This window comes from Ruegeria sp. ABF4_144 (assembly GCF_056160045.1).
Genome location: NZ_JBSWWK010000004.1, coordinates 95,874 through 112,621 on the forward strand (window position 1 = coordinate 95,874; position 16,748 = coordinate 112,621).

Consider the following 16,748-nt stretch of genomic DNA (forward strand, 5'->3'; position numbering starts at 1 on the left):
CTCCCATGGCGCAATTCGGTAAGGCCCGGAGTTTCCCCTCGCATTTGTCAGATCACCAATGTTGCCGAACCGAAGTTCTATTTTACACAATCCGAAGAATTTAAAATGAAAAGAAAGCGGGAGGATAGAAAGCATAACGTCGGCCTCCCCTTCATCTTGGAAATACGCTGGTGTTTGGCTACTGACGGTTTTTCTTTGCAATATAGTTACGAGTATTATCGCAAACTTGCTCTACTCGGGTGCGTGCACGTTGGACGACCTCGTTAACCTTATGGCAATTGCAATTCCGTTGGAAACAATGGCAATCGCAGCGATTGATATTGTTGCATACTCGTTTTTTTCTTCGCTAAACATGTCTGCTGTTTTCCCATGGATGGCAGGACTCATTTTCTTCGGCGTAGTGGTGAATATGAGAATACTTGCAAGTTCAGGGTTTGTTAGCTGAGTGTACCCGTACCAAATCGTTAGTTCGGCAGCGATGCTCTACGGAATAAGAGATTACTTCAAATCTGAAGGCCGCATCATGTGAAGCATTGGATCAAAAGGGCTGATTTCGGACATATGAGTCAACGAAAGTTGTCGAATGTCGGTTAAGCGGACAAAGCGCCAATTCGTTGCTGTTGCAGGCAGGTCAGCTTTGGACGCTTCGGCAGTGTCAAAAACAGTCCCCTTTCGCCTCGGCCACCACTTCATTCGCTCGCCTAATCTACAATCGAGAGGCTGTAAACTACGCTCTTTTGGGTCATGTCGGCTATACCCTTGAATTCCTGGCCTGCGATGGTGGGGTAGTCAGCGGCTATCTCGATCTCAAATGAAACATCCTCAAAGCTATGAACATAATTACCATTCATAAGAGCCGACATCTCACCACCAAACAATTCTTTGAGGTCTTCTTCAGAGACAACTGCGCGGGCATCTCCGATGATTGAAAGACCTACTCCTGCAAGTGTTAGAAACGGGCTACAAGTAAACGCCAGTTGAGGATTCTGTTCTAGAAGGCCTCGGATAGGAGCAGGCGAAAATTCTGCTGAGATACCAAATTTCGATAGATTCATTTCCAGCGTCAGAGTGTCGGGTTTGTTATCATCATCGACTTTCGAAATATTTACACTGATGGATGTGTCTTGGGGAGGTATTCTGATATCTGCTTCGTAGAAAACTTTACCTGGGAACGGGCATGTGAGGACATGTCCAATATCAAGCGGAACAAAATCAAGGCCAACTTTGACATCAGAAGATGCAGAAACTGTGGTCGTCAAAGACGCGGATCGTAGATCATCTCCCAAACTCAATGCCACACTTCCTAGCTCAGCATTACCGTTGGCTCTAACATCGCCTTTGATGTTGGCAATATCACCAATTTCAGCCAGTAGGTTCACGAAACCTTTGCCAGCTTCACAGCCGATATTCTCTTGGGCTTTAAGGCGTTCGCAATCGAGTTCGCGTGCTTCCTGTCTTACTTCGCATTCAAGTTTCCTCTGCTCCTTGAGGCGTTCACAGTCCAGGCGAGCACCTTCTTTCCGAAGTTGACAAGCTGGGTCTTGACCTTGCTGAATACACTGGCCGCCGCTACAGCTTCCGAACACACAAACTCTAGGGGCGCGTATAAGGCAAGCGCGACAGTCTCCACTCTGCCGACAATCGTTTGTTTGGCGGCAATCTTCAGTTCGACTGCAATCGCGCCCGCTGTTGCAGCTATAGCTTGGGCGTTCGGCAAGACCGATTTTCACTGATTCTGATTCCGCTCTAAGCTTCTCAAATTCATACGAGATATCGGGCAGAAATTGAGACCAAGCCACATTAATAAAGCTTGAAAGAGCATCGTTCCCTACGTGGAGAACGGTGTCAGTGTCTTTAACCTCACCAAATGAATTTGTAACAACGCTCAAATAGGACGAACGGAAATCGTTGAAGCCAATCTCAGCCGTATTTTCATCTCGTCCTAGGCTGTCCTCTCCTTCACGAAATCCAGAAAATTCCAAATCACCAAGGACGTACAATCCAGCGTCATCGAGCAGCACAGCAATCGTAGAGGTTGAGATCATTGGGGAAATGATTTTTGCAGGAGAGAAAACCAGATCGTCAGTTTGGCTAAGATCAATGGAGAACGGTTCGACCTGTGGTATTTTCACTTCGATGACAGGGAGCAGCGAGTTTCCCTCGCTGAGAAGCGCAGATAGGAACGCGTCAAGGGCTTTGGCTATTATTTCTGCAAGAATGTCGCCACCGCCGTTGAGTTCGATACTTATAATCTCGATCTCATCTACAAATGGAAGCAATTCCACATTGCTACCAACAATAGATGTTGCAAAAACTCCAACCATTCGAAATTTAACAGTGATTCCAGGGTCATCAAAATCGGCTTTGGCAGCAATTGTAGCCACGGCTTCTTGATTCCCTAGTGAAATGTCACTCTCATCGATAGATAACGAAATCCCCTCAGAGGGAGAGAAGCTCTTGAAGCTTTTCTCGACTTCTAAGGAGACTATGGTCTTTATGATGTCACTTGGGATGTGTAATCCGACATCTGGGCCAGAAAGATTCTGAAGGGCGCTTTCGCTTTGGGTAATAGCTATTGAACGTCTTTGTTCCCGGTCGTTACCCTTCACCGTCAATCCAGTGAAATTTTCGAATACTTCCTTGACAGATGGAATGCCTGATAGTTGAGCATCCGAGGGGGTAGCGTATGTGAGAGAGATAAGGACAATCAAGGATAGGCGAAGTATATAGAGCAGCATACTGTAAATCCTGTTTTGGACATTATTCATAAAATTGCATGTGATGGAATTCCATCATGATGACGTTTTATGCCGCCGGTGATTCAGCATTCTATGATGTTCCCAAATAGCTGAAAACTTTCTGCAGCTGTGGCGTTGTCACTGACCGCAAGGGCGGATTCTCGGCTAATAAACCGGCGCGCAGCTCGGCGTATTTTAAGGGGAGATTTGCTTCTATCGCGGCGTTGTCACAAACTTACCAGGGGTCAGAGTTAACACCCATGATGATCCACCATAGCTTTATGCAATCATCTCCTGTGCCGCCATCAATACTGATGTGGATGTCGGCATTTACATTCCACCCGTCCCAGACGGTTTTGATTTGACCAGGTTGCGCAATCTTAATTTGATGACTCTGGCAGAAAGCAAGACAAGGAAAAGAAGAAACGAGAACAGAAGCCAGAAATCTAATAGTAGCGGTCAAGGGAACACCGCACCGAGATGGACCCGTTGGATAGTAGGACTAATCGTCCGTCTCGCAAAGAGTTTTCTGCGCGCAGTCGTTGTTTGTCACTCATCGCATCTTGATCGAAATCGTTGAAAGATCATGTGCCACAAGCCCTTGGCAAGACTGCTTTTGACTTAGTTACGTTTTAGGCTGGACTATTTTGTCCAGCACGATGCCATGCTGACCGACCGCGCGCAAAGCCAATACCTGCGACCTGAAATTCTCACAACAACTTCATCGAGATGCCAAGCATCGCCTGGGCGGTCCTGTCGCTGTCGCAAGTTTCGAGCGGTCAGCGGTGCAAACTTGATGACCCAACGCCGGACAGTCTCGTAAGACGTGTCGATCCCGCGTTTCAGCAGTACCTCTTCAACTTCCCACAAGCTCAGATTGAAACGAGCGTACAGCCACACCGAGTGGGCGACGATCAGAGGAGAAAACCGGTAGCGCTTGTAGCTGATTAACGATCACTCCATCGATGTCACCTATGTCCATTTTAGGGCATAAGCAATCAAACGACGAGTTAACGTGACTTAGTACAGCTGAATTTGCAAGCCTACGCTTTCGTTAACCTACCGTTCGCCAGCGAAACCGGTCCGACTTCGGCACGAAGATAAGCTAGCGAGAAAATACTGGCACATAGAGCAATTAAGAAGGAACCCATGACTTTTTTTGTGACGGACCAAGAAGCATTGGTGACTGTCATCTCAGCGAAGGTCTCCGGCACCTGCGGAGCCAATCCAGTCAGAGTAAGAAAAGCCACTAGAGGAAACCAAATAGTGCCTAAAAAAGCCGGTCCGACCAAAAGTCTCCAGAAAACGAACCAATAATTTCTGCGAGACCGTTTCAAAGCGGCTTTGAAACCAACTGATTTCTTCGCGACTGCCGCCGGTATCATAGTTCCAAAACAGGGCAGCAAAAACAACGGAAGTATTAAAGAAATCAACTCAGATGCCGACAATATGACATCGAGCGTCATATCGCCGGAGGTATGCGTCGAGTGGATCAAAATTGAAATGCCTAAAATCGCGCCCACCAGTGAAACGAACGGAAACAAGTAAGCTATCCAAAAGTGCCAATTCAGCTTGATTATAGTGTCCGAGCCCCATGTCTCCTGATGAAAGTCTTTGAGCAGTGACCTGTGAAAAATAAAAGCTAAATACCCGTAACCCAGCAGGGACGGAAAAGCAGAGGAAATAATGCCCGCAGCGTAAAGGTCGAACACAAACAGCAAAGTGGATACCAAAAGTATCTTGGACCAATGACATCGCAATAAACAAAATGCACATTTGAACATTTGATTAATACATGCTCCAGCTACTAAGAGGCGATTGATATGACCTCGAAGGCCTACTCTTCATGAGATAACCGTAAGGAAACACAGCTAGATGCAAAAGCCAGCCGATTTCGACGAACGATATGCCAACTCTGCATGAACAGTCGATCGCGCTGGATATTGGTTCCAATATCAATCTAACTGGACCATTTAGCGAACATCCGAGCCAACGAAACTTGTCGAATGTCGGTTCCACGCGGTGGATATCGGCGAAGTATACGGTTGGTATTTTCATTGGAGCCGATGTGCGCGGAACGTTTGAACGGTGGCAACCCGCAAAAGACGGCGACATCACCTCGATCCGACACAAGCGCGGCGGGTAGATCCGCGAGCTGATGGCCTTTCCAAAACGGAATGACCTGCGCAACAGAGCCTCAGGGCGATACACACCGCCCTTTTCTACCGGCGGAAGCGAACAGCCGGGCCACGGGGAACTGAAAAGGTTGCGACCAGTCTCAATCAGACCAGTTGCTTCCTGGCGCCGTGCGGGACGGATGCGTTGGCCGCCTTGGCGGCCCCAAGCGGAGCGACCAGTCGTGCAGGTGCGTGGGGCGTAAGCCCCAGACGCCAAGGGACAACAACGGCATCCTCACCTACCTAGCGTTTGACGAACACGGTCCGGAAAGCGGCCGAAGTGTGAATTCGCTGCAACTGCACGAATGCCAACTTCCTACCGCCCCTGGTTACAATTCCAAGATGAGAGGGCAGTGATCCGAGACCTCCGGATCATAGATAACATCGAAGCCCTTCACCTCTTCCTCTCTATTGATCAGCATATAGTCGGCATACCGTCCCGGTTTCTTATATTGCGAGTTTCGAGTGCTATTGAAGCCTCGTCCCGTTACCAACTCTGAAAGACCCGCCTCCGAAAGGATCGACAGCGTTTGGCTGTCCGGCTCGACATTGAAGTCACCGCAAATAATCATCAGGTCGTCCGGCTCAGAAACCTGACGTGAAAGATTGATCAATTTCTGCGCCTGCGCCACGCGCTCCGGCGTGTCCATCTTCCCATTCAGATCGCGGAGACCATGCATGTGCGTAACACTGACGGGGCGATCCATTTTTTGATCGTAGATACGTACGGCATGGGCACTTCGCGATCTTGGATGATCACCATAGCCATTCGGTCCGTAAGTTTTGTGCACGAACCCCTGCGCCTGTCCAATAACGGGATAGGATTTGTGTACGAATGTCGCCAGTCCCCATTGAGAGGGAACGGAAGTGTCGTCGTCCCATAAAACGCCTTGGGCGGCCGGACAGAAGATCGCGACGTGATCTGGCAGCGCAATGCAAACATCCCGGAAGAAATTCGCCCTCTGAGGCAACACATGATCGCCATCCCGATAGGTCAACCACTCTTTGTCACTGGCAGGGCTATGTACAACCTCTTGCAAGCACAAAACATCCGGGGAAGCGACGGTAATATACGGGAGGAGTACATCGTGAAGCTTGCCGCCCCACCCATTGAGACACATGATTTGCACAGTTCGAACCCCTACCATTTTTTTGAAATCGGACATTCGTTGCGATTGCCGCGAAGTGCAAGATCGGCTCAATGCGGTCATTCGCTACGTAGTGCATCAGTGACCGTTATGCGGGACAAAGTGGACCTTAGCCAGTGTACCTTGAACGTCCGCTTTTTTGAGTAAGGCCTCAGCTCGGTTTCAATGAATAAGTGAAGAGAGTCGTTCTACAGCACCGCGCACCTCTTCTTCCGTGTTATAGTAGTGGGGCGCGATACGCAGCAGCGTTGGTAAACTACGACGTTCCGAGTCGATCCGAGTGCTCGAGGGAGCTGACGCTCCGATGATAAAACCCGACGCTGCCATTTGGTTGACGACCGACTGGGCTTCAAACCCCTCAATCGAGAAACTGACAATACCGCAAGGAGATTGACCCAAATCTCGCACTGTTACAGCCGACACATCCGAGAGAGCTTTTCGCGCTTCATCGGCTAGAAAAGTAACACGATCATGGATTTGATCGATCCCGATCTGGTCGGCATAGTCGATTGCTGCTCCAAGTCCTGCGCGTAAAGCGTATGAGTTTTCCCAGGTTTCAAACCGCCTGGCGTCGTCACGCAGTTCATACTTGTCTCGAGCCACCCAAGGTGCACCAAAGTGGTCGATCATCGCAGGTTCCAAGCAGTCCAACCATTTGTCTTTGATATAAAGAAACCCTGTCCCCCGCGGCCCGCGCAGGTATTTTCGACCTGTGGCTGACAGAAAATCGCATCCGAGTTCTTCAACATCGATCCGCATCTGGCCCGCTGCTTGACATGCATCCAAAAGGTAGGGAACGCCGTGCGCATTTGCGATACGACCAACTTCGACGGCCGGGTTCACCAAGCCACCGTTCGTAGGGATCCAAGTGATTGCAACAACACCGACATCATCCCCCATCGCTTCCTCAAACGCGGCCAGATCCAACGCTCCGTTTTCATCAGACGGTATGACTTCGATTTTCAAGTTGTCGTGTTTTGCTCTTTGGAGAAATGCGACATAGTTGGCCGCATATTCCGCTTCACAGGTCAGAATCCGCGAACCCGGCTTTAGCGGGAGGGCATAGAACGCATGGCACCAAGCGACCGTTGCGTTCTCCATCAAGGCTATTTCCTGAGCAGCAGCACCGACATGTCCGGCCACCGAACGATAGACTTTGTCCAAAAGTTCGGCCTGACTGGCTTGTGCCTCATACCCACCGATTTGCGCTTCAAGCTGAGTATGCGCAACGACGGCCTCTACAACGCACGTGGGCATGAGCGCTGAGCCACAGGCCAATAGGTGAGTTGAATGTCCAACACCTTGCGTGTCAGCGCGAACTTGATCCACATCGATCATATAGAACTTCCCCAATAGACTGCTTGAAGGCAGACATTGGCTGCAATGCAGTAAGGAAGCAAGTCGGGCTCAAACCAGACATTCATTGGTTTCGGCTGGGCTCTCGTTCACGTAAGAAAAAAGGCCCGCCGAAGCTGACCAGTTTCTCTCGCCATGAGAGGAAATTCAAAGAGGTTCGTTGCGCTGCCGTTTGTTCTGGTCCTTGTGAAAAGCGATATACATCTGCGCGGACTTCCAGACGCGGCGAATTGCGCTCTCTGGTGCGGCAGGGGTGGTGGCTTTTGTCATTCGTCCAGTCCTTCAATCGGATGTCTGCATCAACATCAAAACGCGTCTGGCATGCAAAGAGTGAACAATCCGGGGAGACGATCAGTTTCTCGGCTTCAAATCCAACGATCAAGGTAGAAAGTGTTCAACGTCTTCTATAATCGACCCATGCATCCCTAACTTTTGATGAAAACGCCTCGGAAGCTTGACCAAGGTAAGAACTGTCGGCCGATTTGATAGTTTTGATGTCATCGGGAAAGTAGGCCGTGGCCTGTTCGAAAAGGCAGACCCATTGGCTTTTAGCATCCAGGCCCATAAGCCCTTTCTCTTCATCTGGAACGACAAGGGCATTGTTGTTCTTCCAAGAGATTTTTTTTTCGCTATGCGTGATAGCTAGCGCTAAGACGCCAATTTTCTCAATACCACCGCGTGGGCCGACTTGCGACATGATTACAATCCCAGGGTGGTTGATTTTAGCCGAGCCACCAAATGGGAAAAAAAATCCGTAAACCGACCCAATCGGAACCGGCTTCAGAGTGCAGTTATGAGTGGGCTTCGTTTCATCGGTTGCCTTCGCAACCGGTCGTCCAGATGGCAATGGATTATTTCTCCAAGCCGAAGAATGCGAGATCCTCTTCCGGCATGTCTTTCGGGTCTCCGAACCACATGTCGTCGCTCTCCAGAGCGGCAAGGTCCGGATAAAGCTCATGCTCTGGAGTTATCCGGTTTCCCGCGCCATCAGCCACTGTACGCGCCTGGTCCATCGGGGCAATCGCCGTTTCCGCAGAAGACTCAACCACCACGAGATCGCCAATGGGTCGGCGCTTTTTACGGCTAAATTTTTTGATGTTCGAAAGCTCGGCATCCAAGTCCGTTACAAAACTTGCAGAGACCGTTTTACCCACCTTTTGTAAGAACTTTCCGCCACGCGCGTCACGACCCCGCCTTTTCGGCGTCGCATCCATAAATCCGACTGTGGTATTTTTGCTGCTTCTGGTCACACTTTTTCCTCTGACATCAACATAAGCAGCGGCACACATCGAGTCAATCTACGGCCGAGCGTAGGGCTTTGAAACTTTTCATGAAATCAACTTATGCGAGCCGCGCTTCGCGCGGGTCTCCAAAGTTTATTACTAAAGCAGGCTTTGCCGGAAGGGCCGAAACAAGCATGTCCTGGCGACCAGTTGGCCGCGGCTAGACTGGCTCAGCACGAGACGGGTCACAGCATCTGGCCGAATAGCGCAGAATTTGCCCTGACAAAATTCGCGTAACACCCTATGTAGATGCACCTGTTTGTCGAAGCAAAATGGAACGAGACTTGCGCTGCCTGACGTTTTTTCCCTTGTCGCACTCGTCGCCTGTCAGACTGATGAAGCGTCAGTTTTGTCTGTGCCGGTTGTTTCGACAAGAGATATCGGCACAACGTGGGTTTTGGAAAATTTGGAATTGTTTGAAGTCGAAGGTGCTGATGACCAGCATGTAAGCCGCTTCTTGAGCGAGTTTCGACTAGATGGACCGATCGGGGTAGTGGAATACGCGGTTAAGCGAGAATCAGTTGGAAATGAGGTTGTGTACAATGCCACTGCGATCTTTGACGCTGTGCCACAAGATGACTCGATTTCAGGCTACCGGTACGATTTCAAGTTGGCTGGGAGCAATGGTTCTAAGCTGGAATTAGTTCGAGCGCGAGAAAGCTGGCGATGTTGGGACGGCAGAGGGCACAGGAGTTTTAGTATTGAGAAATACTACTGACCAAACGATCCTCCACAAGCCCGCTCCAACAGACGCGATTTGCCGGGGAGCCTGAGCTTGATTGACGGATCAGTCCGATATCTCCTGCGGCCGGGCATAGTCAAACCAAGAAGAAGCAAAGGCACAAGCGACTGCCGGTGAACAAACTCGGGTCGCAAACGGACAACAAGAGCACTCTCATCCAACGTGCGCGGGCTGCTTAATTCACACACAACTGAAACCGGAGCCGAGGCCGCAACGTAATTCTTTTTCGTAAGAACAGGAGTTTACGACGTGAGATTAATACTTGCCGCCCTTCCAGTCATTGCACTTTGTGCTGCCTGTGCGAAGACACCCTCTTCAATAGCACCCGTTGCAGTTTCCAGCGCCGAATACTCAGGTGTGTCTTGCAAAGCCCTTCAGCAAGAGTTCAATACCGTTTCTGCCAAATTGGAAGACGCCGAAGAAAAACAACGGGGCAAAGTTGCAGGGGATGCGGCAGGTGTACTCCTAGTTTTGATACCTCCATCAGCGTTTACGGGCGACCACGAGGCTGATGTTGCGCTATACAAAGGTGAAAAAATTGCCATCGAGAGAGAAATCTCAAATAAGAAATGCTGAGAGATCTCAGACGGTACTACAGGTTTGTATGACGCAGTTTATGCTGTCACTTGGCCTGTATTCGGTAACATAAGAAAAAAGGCCCGCTAAAGCGGGCCAGTATCTCTCACCATGAGAGGGAAACCAAAGGAGTGCGTTAACGCTGTCGGCTGCGCGCGAGTAGACAGCCTTTGGCTATGGTTGGCGTGGTGGTCTTGCCAAAGAACAGCGGTTCACAAGCCTTGTATTTATACAGATCGACCGGCCATCCGAATTACCTTCGACCATGGCAGTCAACTCGCGCACAGTTCAACGCTCCATTTCCCGGTGGGGAACATGAACAGTTGTCAATGCCGGACTAACTATTTCAGCAAGCTCAATATCATCAAAGCCCGTTACCGAGACTTGCTCAGGTACACTTATTCCTAGCCTTCTCGCCTCACTCAGAGCTCCCGCTGGCAGTACGTCGTCCCGCACATAACAACCGTCGGTCTCGGAGAAAGCGACATGAGCTGCTGAAAAGCCTCGACACCCTTTTCAATCTCATAACCCGTTTCAATCAGCGCCAGGGAATTTGCGTCCAGACCGCTTTCTGCCATGGTCTGCCTGACGCCATCCACACGGCTTTGTGCCTGGTCGTTACCCGTTGTCCGACCCGAAATCATCGAGATACGCTCGTGGCCAGTGAAAATGGCAGCGTGCGCCAGCCTTCCCATGGCATCCGTGTTGTCGAAACAAGGCCAACCTGGCAGATCAAAGTGAGCTTTCGCAGTAACTACATCAACGGCGGCTTTCGGATTTTCAAGTCAAAAACGTTCGTAGTCGCCGATGGTAGAAATGGTTAAGTTTTGACCGATCCGGAGACTTGACCCAGTCGACCCCGCTGCGTCTGCGCTCGATTCGGTTGACTCGGTCAGAAGGCGATTCAAGCATGGCTTAGTGAATACTCGGACCATTTTCTTCGGATGTGTATCAATGCGTGCATTCAGTAAATTGATTTCAATAACCCTACTTGCGGTCTCTATCCCCGCGCCCTCTCTTACACAGCAAACGATAAACCGAGACGACGCTTCGAGAGCCGCCAGATGGTGCGCAACAAAAAATGTGACCGGCACCTTGGAACAGTTCGCGATTTGCACAGCGGGGGCAGTCAGTGACGCTGAGCTGAAGCGATGCGCACGCGGCCAATCATGCTTTGGGATCAACCGTGATGCGATCCTGAAATACGGTGGATGCGGTGGCCGAAATAGCCTTGCTAGGCGGATACTGGGCAACGGTATTTGTGGCGGCGACCCGTGCCGTGGTAAAGTGTCTGTAGTATCGTACTGGAACGAGACAATTAACGATATCAAACCCAAGATAAAGGGCCAATGTGACTCTAAAGAGGCCCGCGATACGTCCCCGCCAGGTACGTATATGGAGTGGCGGGATACCGGGGAGTCACATTTCTGGGCATGGAGCGGTGGGGTTTCTCTCCCCAAGAATGACTGTGGAGGCAGGCAGGCACGTGATCTTACTGGTGTTGGTGGCGGCAAATACGGGGAAAAACCTAGAGCGGGCAAATGGAAACTACTGACTGGAAGGGTCTACGAGTTTCGGTCAGTGAGGGGCTGTACGATCCCTTTCGATGTAACTCCGGTCTACCGACGTTAAGGATATCCGTTTGACCGACGAGTCGCCACTTGATCCTGCGTGGACCTGGGTAGTCTCAGGAACATTGTCTTTGGCTTGCGCAGCAGCACTTATTGTGCGCGGCGGTGGTCCGTTTCCAGTAGGAGGCGGTGAGTTACAAAACGACTTCGTTGCGACCGTGGGCTATTGGGGTTCACTTATCTGCCTAGCAGGCGCGTCCGCAGCGGGTTTCTTGATCAACATGTACTTCAAAAATAGGTCAGAGAACTCAGTATACGCTTGGCCTAGGCTACAATTTCTAGAGGGCACGAAACGGGTAAAGTCTATCGCCTACACAGCGTTCTGTTCCGTCGTTTTTCTCTGGATGGGATCTCTCTATATTTGCCTGTCCGCATATCTGTCGCTTAGTAGGATTTCTCTTTGGAATGAGAAGTCGCCTCTAGAAAATAGCTTCATAGGAAGTCGCGTTGCGGCAATAAACCATGAGTGCGCTGCTAACCCTTGTTTTCGCTTCCACGCCTTGGATGGAGTGGCTCCTTTTGCACACGAATGGTTTTTGCTTTCGGATGTTGCTCTTGCTGGGTTTACTATTCTTGCGATTTCCAGCTGGTCCGCTTTCGTCCTCCGCATATTGTTTCGCGCGTAGGTTTAAGGTAGTTCCGCCTATCTAATTGAGGCAAAATCTCTAACTAAAGCACATGATTACAAAACCGCGGTGTTCGCCGGTATAGAAATGTGTGAGATTAGCCACCAAGGAACCCTTAGCACTTCCGAAGAAGCGCAGGCCATAGTCGGCAACGTCAAGGCGCACAGGCCTTCCCTGCAAAAATCCTGCGGTTAAAGTTTGATCTGCTTACCGAATGCATGGCGCTCTCGGGGGGCATGGCCTCCGTCGAAGCGAACCCCGCCAATAAGCATGAGTTGCGACGCCGAGAGGCACAAGAAATGCGGAACGCCATAAATGAGCATGTATGTTTGGTTCGAGAATGGAAGCGGCTTTTCACGTGTCGCGACCAGCATGGCAGTATTGCTTCCAACTTGGTCCAAAGTGTTTACGCGCGTCTCGCTGAAATCCTCGACCTATAGCATCCGTGCCTGCACCGAGCTTATCAGGTTTTCATTTCGGCGACATTTGCAGTACAATAACACCTTAATTGATGTTCGATAGATTATCCCATTAGTGATTTTTTCTTTTATAGGAAAGGATAATAGATGAACCGCTACGAGGACAAAAATCACCCAGACTGTTGGATTGAGTGTGCGGGATCTGGCACTGCAATTTATGCAGACCCACCGGGGCAATGCTTCACTAGTTGCGGTGAGGAAGGTCTAGCTTTTTGCCTAGGAGGAGCATTGGATTACCTAATCGACGACAGAGAATTTACCTTGTCCACCTCAATTCCTTTCTCAGGAATCCACGACATTCTTCTGCTGCGCTTTGAGGACTACGTTCAATATGCAAGGTATAATTCCGTGCTTGATAGGCTTAACAACGTCATTGACACTGAGCAAGTTGATAACTTTGAATTCACGGGTGAAACAACGCTTCTGCAACTGCTCAATGCTATAGCTGACCACTTTGCAGGTGAGCAATTGGCTGAAGCATAGCAATGGCTTGTTTGCTCAACAGCATCCCGCGCGATTGGAACACAATAAATACAGTTCGCTCGTCTTTCGTTAGCCAAGCGCTCGCTGCAGCGTCGATATCAATTATAATACTACCCAAGGCAGGTTTTATTGAGTTGGTTTTTGGAGACGATTGGCGGTACTACGTCACTCTTGTCGGCGCTCTAGCATTCCTTTTGGGCTATTTACTACCTTTCTTCATTGCCACTCCAGAATTTCGCCAGCCGCGTCAGAGAAGTGATTATTTGGAATACTGGAAGTCCGTCGCTACTAAAGATTTTTTTGATAGCCGCCGTGGCCTGATGAAAAATCTTTTGGATCGACTTGCTGAGAAAACTCCACCGGACCTCCCTGAGCCTACGACAGTCAATGCGCAATCCAAATTGCGTGCGGCAATGGCCCTCAACCAACTTACAGGTTGGCGCTTGATTCAAGGGGGGATGTACGATGCGGACTTAGTCCTTCGCGCCTATGATCAGCATTTATCGCGTTGCGTTGTATCGTTTCTCCTCTACGTTGGCATAGCAACCATTGTTTCGCCCAGACTGGTGGATTTAATCATTTATCTCGTAAATTGCAGTTAAAGCTCGTTATGTGAACACTAACGAATAGGTTCCGCAGCACCCACCCCAGTGGATCTGCAACTCAACAGTCGTGGTCCCCAAAAGACTGAAGCGCTTGGGCTTGAGTGTGCCGTTACAAATAGTGATATGAACAAGCTATCGGTATGATATCATGCTCAACTGTTAGATTTTTCTTGTCCGCCAACATCTACACCATCAAATAGCAGCCACAGCACCAACGTCGATCTGAACGGCGACCAACAACGCCGTATGATCCAGCAAGGCCAAGGTCTATGTCCTCGAGCCGAAATTCTGTTGATGGGGTTTCACAATGCCTGCACCTGCCACCAGAGTGCCTTTGACAATCCAAAGCGTTTCCCGCCGAAATTATCAGCGACTAGTCCTTTCCGTTGTCATGGAAGCCCGCCTTGAATTCACCGGGAAATCTCACTTGGTGGTGGCGCCATTCTACCCCAATGTTCGTTTTTTCCCTCCTTTTGTTCTTGCTTTTTGGGGGTAACTGACACCGCCAAACCCGATAGAAAAGGAGGCCAACGATGCAATAGCAATCAACTTGGACCAGTCAGATGAGGCTGCTCAGGAATTGGCCGAATTGCCAGATTCAACGATTCATGCCAAAATACTGGAATTTCAGAGACATTTCATGCCCCGTAAAGTTCTCATAAGACGTCCTAAAGCCCCAGACACCTCCACTATTGATCGAATTAATGAGCTATCCAAAACCGCGCGTACCAATTGGTTTGCGCTGCTGGCTTATTTGTCTTTCGCTGGTGTTACGTTGTTGGGGGTACAAGACGCCGACTTCTTCATTGAAAGCAGGCAAACCAAGCTGCCACTCGTAGGCGTCGAAATTCCTACACGAGACTTTTTTGTCTTTGGTCCAATTCTTGGTACAGCTCTGTTTGTTTATCTGCACTTATATCTTCTAAAACTGTGGGAAGCGCTGGCCGCGGCCCCACCACGGCCTAAAGGTGAGGCATTATCGCTTCAGGTAACACCCTGGCTAGTTAACGATCTCGGCCTTGCTCTACGTCGAGACAACGCTTTCCACCGGCGCCCAATGGATTGGTTGTCTCATCTTGTTACCTTCCTACTGGTCTTTGCCGTAGGCCCAATTGTAGTCGGTTACTTCTGTGTACGATACTGGCCAGCGCACGAGCTTGGGTACTCAGTCTTCAACGCTTTTCTCTTCACACTTACGATAATGACCATGCTGTCTAGTCTGTTCACAGCCATAACGCGACTGAGATATGGCTGGGTCTACCGAGGTGGTTTGTGGCATTTTCTGGCTGTAGCACCGACTTTGTTTGTCCTGATCCCGTCAATTGCCTTAACTGTGGCGAAAACCGATGGGCCCGAGCGCCTGGGTGCGTTTCGCAACGCGACGGAAAGCGTCTATTCGGCAACCTATCGCGCTTTGGTGGCGATCAAGGTTCTTGATGGACGTCCTGATTTCGTAAACGACCCGAACTTTTATTCGCTCAGGATTGCTTCCGCCGACTTGAGAGAAGTCGAATTTGTTCAACTTCCAACCGACTGGCTTGACCACGATGCACACCGGCGACACTTTCGCGTTCAATGGTGCGCCCGTGAGGGCCTTGACCCTGTGACATGTGGTCCATCAAAGACCGACGGCATTCTCAAATTACACAATGAAACTGCGCGCGAAAAATGGTGTGGCAACAATGGCCACGACACAGAGGACAGATGTTCCGAGCATTTTGCTGAACTTGAATTGCAATTCGATCAAGCATGGAAGGCCGATCGATTAAGAAAGATTAGATCCTTGGGAAGTTGGTCCCCGCGAAACTCTGACTTTCGCAACGCTGATATGACTAATGCAGTGATTGTAGGGGCGGATCTACGAGGCGCGCGGATGGACGGGGCGATCATGACTGCGGCTCAGATGGAGGGGGCGGATCTATCCGAAGCACAGATGCAAGGGGCAGATCTTTTCGAGGCGCAGCTGCAATGGGCGAATCTAAGTGAGGCGTGGTTACAAGAAGCGGATCTAAGCGAGGCGCAGCTACAAGGGGTGGATTTCGTCAAGGCCCAAATGCAACGGGCGGATCTAAGCCTAGCGCAGATACAGGGCGCGATTTTTGCCGGCGCGTGGATGCAAGAAGCGGATCTATCCGAGGCACAGATGCAAGGGGCGAATTTTCTCTACGCACTGATGCAAAATGCGTATCTCAGCGGGGCGCAGATGCAGGGTGCGATTTTTGAAGAGGCGATTATGGAAGGGGCGGATTTGAGCTGGGCGCAGATGCAAGGCGTAGATCTAAGCGGGGCGCGGATGCAAGGGGTGAATCTAACTGAGGCGCAGATGGAAGGGGCGAACCTGCGCGGGGCGCAAATGGATGGGGCAATGCTGAATGGAGCGCAGATGAAATCTGCAGAATGGGCTAGTAAATCATGGCCCGCGTCAGCCCATTCTGCAGACTTGAGAGAAAGTGTTGGATTGACACAAGCGCACCTGTCGTCGCTCATAGGAAACCCGTACACTTTGCTGCCCAATTTCCCGGATCCCTATTCGGGAGATGCTCTCTTTATTCCATCTTGCTGGGCGACAGAGCCAAAATCGTGGCCGATGTTACTTGAAACAATTAATTCCATTTATCTCTTCGAGGATGAGGAACACGAGCTTTACCTTTGCCAAGATGGCACTGTCCCACAGAAGACTGGCACAGTTTGGCCTCTGGATAAACCGCCGCCGTGGGAAACCGATCCTAACTGGAAACCAGCCGATCGGGGGCCAGTGACTGAGTATGTTGGTCCACGCTAGTTGTGCTATCTGCTCGTGACGCGACAGAAAAAGTCAGGCATATTAACCGTTCGATTTTTAAGTCGTAAATCACGTCGCTATTGGGACGCAATGGGTCCTGACCCCAAGCAAAGATCCAATAC

The 16,748-nt window shown here is 50.1% G+C and carries 16 protein-coding genes and 1 pseudogene; 7 read left to right on the forward strand and 10 right to left on the reverse strand.

What is annotated here, in order from left to right; all coding sequences use genetic code 11:
• Positions 1-271 precede the first annotated feature (271 nt).
• A complete protein-coding gene (locus ACXAGD_RS22705) occupies positions 272-445 on the forward strand; it encodes a hypothetical protein (protein ID WP_475214362.1) in 174 nt (57 codons plus the stop codon).
• Positions 446-701: 256 nt separating this feature from the next.
• On the opposite strand, the gene ACXAGD_RS22710 is transcribed toward ACXAGD_RS22705, so the two are convergent.
• The 3 genes and pseudogenes from ACXAGD_RS22710 to ACXAGD_RS22720 all read right to left on the reverse strand — a co-directional run bounded on the left by ACXAGD_RS22710 (position 702) and on the right by ACXAGD_RS22720 (position 4,450).
• On the reverse strand, positions 702-2,738 hold the full coding sequence (locus ACXAGD_RS22710; protein WP_475214364.1) for a hypothetical protein: 2,037 nt from the start codon (positions 2,736-2,738) through the stop codon (positions 702-704).
• 631 nt (positions 2,739-3,369) lie between these two features.
• Positions 3,370-3,686: pseudogene (locus ACXAGD_RS22715) on the reverse strand (DDE-type integrase/transposase/recombinase); the annotation flags it as partial.
• A 95-nt stretch (positions 3,687-3,781) separates the two neighbouring features.
• Positions 3,782-4,450 carry a hypothetical protein gene (locus tag ACXAGD_RS22720; RefSeq protein WP_475214366.1) on the reverse strand — a complete coding sequence of 223 codons (669 nt, stop codon included), beginning with the start codon at positions 4,448-4,450 and terminating at the stop codon, positions 3,782-3,784.
• Between the two features lie 194 nt (positions 4,451-4,644).
• Here ACXAGD_RS22720 and ACXAGD_RS22725 point away from each other — a divergent pair, with 194 nt between their 5' ends.
• Positions 4,645-4,884 carry a hypothetical protein gene (locus ACXAGD_RS22725; RefSeq protein WP_475214368.1) on the forward strand — a complete coding sequence of 80 codons (240 nt, stop codon included), beginning with the start codon at positions 4,645-4,647 and terminating at the stop codon, positions 4,882-4,884.
• A 360-nt stretch (positions 4,885-5,244) separates the two neighbouring features.
• Here the strand turns inward: ACXAGD_RS22725 and ACXAGD_RS22730 are convergent, their stop codons facing one another.
• The 5 genes from ACXAGD_RS22730 to ACXAGD_RS22750 all read right to left on the reverse strand — a co-directional run bounded on the left by ACXAGD_RS22730 (position 5,245) and on the right by ACXAGD_RS22750 (position 8,669).
• Positions 5,245-6,081, reverse strand: coding sequence for an endonuclease/exonuclease/phosphatase family protein (locus tag ACXAGD_RS22730; RefSeq protein WP_475214370.1), 837 nt, complete (start codon positions 6,079-6,081; stop codon positions 5,245-5,247).
• A 144-nt stretch (positions 6,082-6,225) separates the two neighbouring features.
• Positions 6,226-7,401, reverse strand: a complete 1,176-nt coding sequence (locus ACXAGD_RS22735) for an aminotransferase class V-fold PLP-dependent enzyme (protein WP_475214372.1) — start codon at positions 7,399-7,401, stop codon at positions 6,226-6,228.
• 165 nt (positions 7,402-7,566) lie between these two features.
• The gene (locus tag ACXAGD_RS22740) at positions 7,567-7,689 is read right to left on the reverse strand and encodes a hypothetical protein (RefSeq protein WP_475214374.1); all 123 of its coding nucleotides are present in this window, start codon (positions 7,687-7,689) and stop codon (positions 7,567-7,569) included.
• Positions 7,690-7,813: 124 nt separating this feature from the next.
• On the reverse strand, positions 7,814-8,116 hold the full coding sequence (locus ACXAGD_RS22745) for a hypothetical protein (RefSeq protein ID WP_475214376.1): 303 nt from the start codon (positions 8,114-8,116) through the stop codon (positions 7,814-7,816).
• 154 nt (positions 8,117-8,270) lie between these two features.
• Positions 8,271-8,669 (reverse strand): hypothetical protein, encoded by a 399-nt coding sequence (locus ACXAGD_RS22750; protein ID WP_475214378.1) that lies wholly within the window; start codon positions 8,667-8,669, stop codon positions 8,271-8,273.
• A gap of 292 nt (positions 8,670-8,961) precedes the next feature.
• Between ACXAGD_RS22750 and ACXAGD_RS22755 the strand changes: the two genes are divergently transcribed.
• Both ACXAGD_RS22755 and ACXAGD_RS22760 read left to right on the forward strand, forming a co-directional pair.
• Entirely contained in the window at positions 8,962-9,420 is a 459-nt protein-coding gene (locus ACXAGD_RS22755; RefSeq protein ID WP_475214380.1) for a hypothetical protein, read from the forward strand.
• Between the two features lie 273 nt (positions 9,421-9,693).
• Positions 9,694-10,020 (forward strand): hypothetical protein, encoded by a 327-nt coding sequence (locus tag ACXAGD_RS22760; protein WP_475214382.1) that lies wholly within the window; start codon positions 9,694-9,696, stop codon positions 10,018-10,020.
• 288 nt (positions 10,021-10,308) lie between these two features.
• Here ACXAGD_RS22760 and ACXAGD_RS22765 read toward each other — a convergent pair whose 3' ends face one another.
• A complete protein-coding gene (locus ACXAGD_RS22765) occupies positions 10,309-10,476 on the reverse strand; it encodes a substrate-binding domain-containing protein (RefSeq protein ID WP_475214384.1) in 168 nt (55 codons plus the stop codon).
• Positions 10,443-10,751, reverse strand: a complete 309-nt coding sequence (locus ACXAGD_RS22770; protein ID WP_475214618.1) for a hypothetical protein — start codon at positions 10,749-10,751, stop codon at positions 10,443-10,445. Before ACXAGD_RS22770 ends, ACXAGD_RS22765 begins: the two co-directional genes overlap by 34 nt.
• Positions 10,752-12,843: 2,092 nt before the next feature.
• Here ACXAGD_RS22770 and ACXAGD_RS22775 point away from each other — a divergent pair.
• From ACXAGD_RS22775 to ACXAGD_RS22785, 3 genes are all read left to right on the forward strand, one after another.
• The gene (locus tag ACXAGD_RS22775) at positions 12,844-13,239 is read left to right on the forward strand and encodes a hypothetical protein (protein ID WP_475214386.1); all 396 of its coding nucleotides are present in this window, start codon (positions 12,844-12,846) and stop codon (positions 13,237-13,239) included.
• Between the two features lie 2 nt (positions 13,240-13,241).
• Positions 13,242-13,841 (forward strand): hypothetical protein, encoded by a 600-nt coding sequence (locus ACXAGD_RS22780; RefSeq protein WP_475214388.1) that lies wholly within the window; start codon positions 13,242-13,244, stop codon positions 13,839-13,841.
• A gap of 553 nt (positions 13,842-14,394) precedes the next feature.
• Positions 14,395-16,626 carry a pentapeptide repeat-containing protein gene (locus tag ACXAGD_RS22785; protein WP_475214390.1) on the forward strand — a complete coding sequence of 744 codons (2,232 nt, stop codon included), beginning with the start codon at positions 14,395-14,397 and terminating at the stop codon, positions 16,624-16,626.
• The last annotated feature ends 122 nt before the right edge of the window (positions 16,627-16,748 follow it).

Bases quoted from the DNA above. Each gene is read 5' to 3' on its own strand.
- ACXAGD_RS22780 (WP_475214388.1), top strand. From the start codon at position 13,242: ATGGCTTGTTTGCTCAACAGCATCCCGCGCGATTGGAACACAATAAAT.
- ACXAGD_RS22740 (WP_475214374.1), bottom strand. From the start codon at position 7,689: ATGACAAAAGCCACCACCCCTGCCGCACCAGAGAGCGCAATTCGCCGC.
- ACXAGD_RS22710 (WP_475214364.1), bottom strand. From the start codon at position 2,738: ATGCTGCTCTATATACTTCGCCTATCCTTGATTGTCCTTATCTCTCTC.
- ACXAGD_RS22725 (WP_475214368.1), top strand. From the start codon at position 4,645: ATGCCAACTCTGCATGAACAGTCGATCGCGCTGGATATTGGTTCCAAT.
- ACXAGD_RS22705 (WP_475214362.1), top strand. From the start codon at position 272: ATGGCAATTGCAATTCCGTTGGAAACAATGGCAATCGCAGCGATTGAT.
- ACXAGD_RS22735 (WP_475214372.1), bottom strand. From the start codon at position 7,401: ATGATCGATGTGGATCAAGTTCGCGCTGACACGCAAGGTGTTGGACAT.
- ACXAGD_RS22745 (WP_475214376.1), bottom strand. From the start codon at position 8,116: ATGTCGCAAGTCGGCCCACGCGGTGGTATTGAGAAAATTGGCGTCTTA.
- ACXAGD_RS22730 (WP_475214370.1), bottom strand. From the start codon at position 6,081: ATGTCCGATTTCAAAAAAATGGTAGGGGTTCGAACTGTGCAAATCATG.
- ACXAGD_RS22775 (WP_475214386.1), top strand. From the start codon at position 12,844: ATGAACCGCTACGAGGACAAAAATCACCCAGACTGTTGGATTGAGTGT.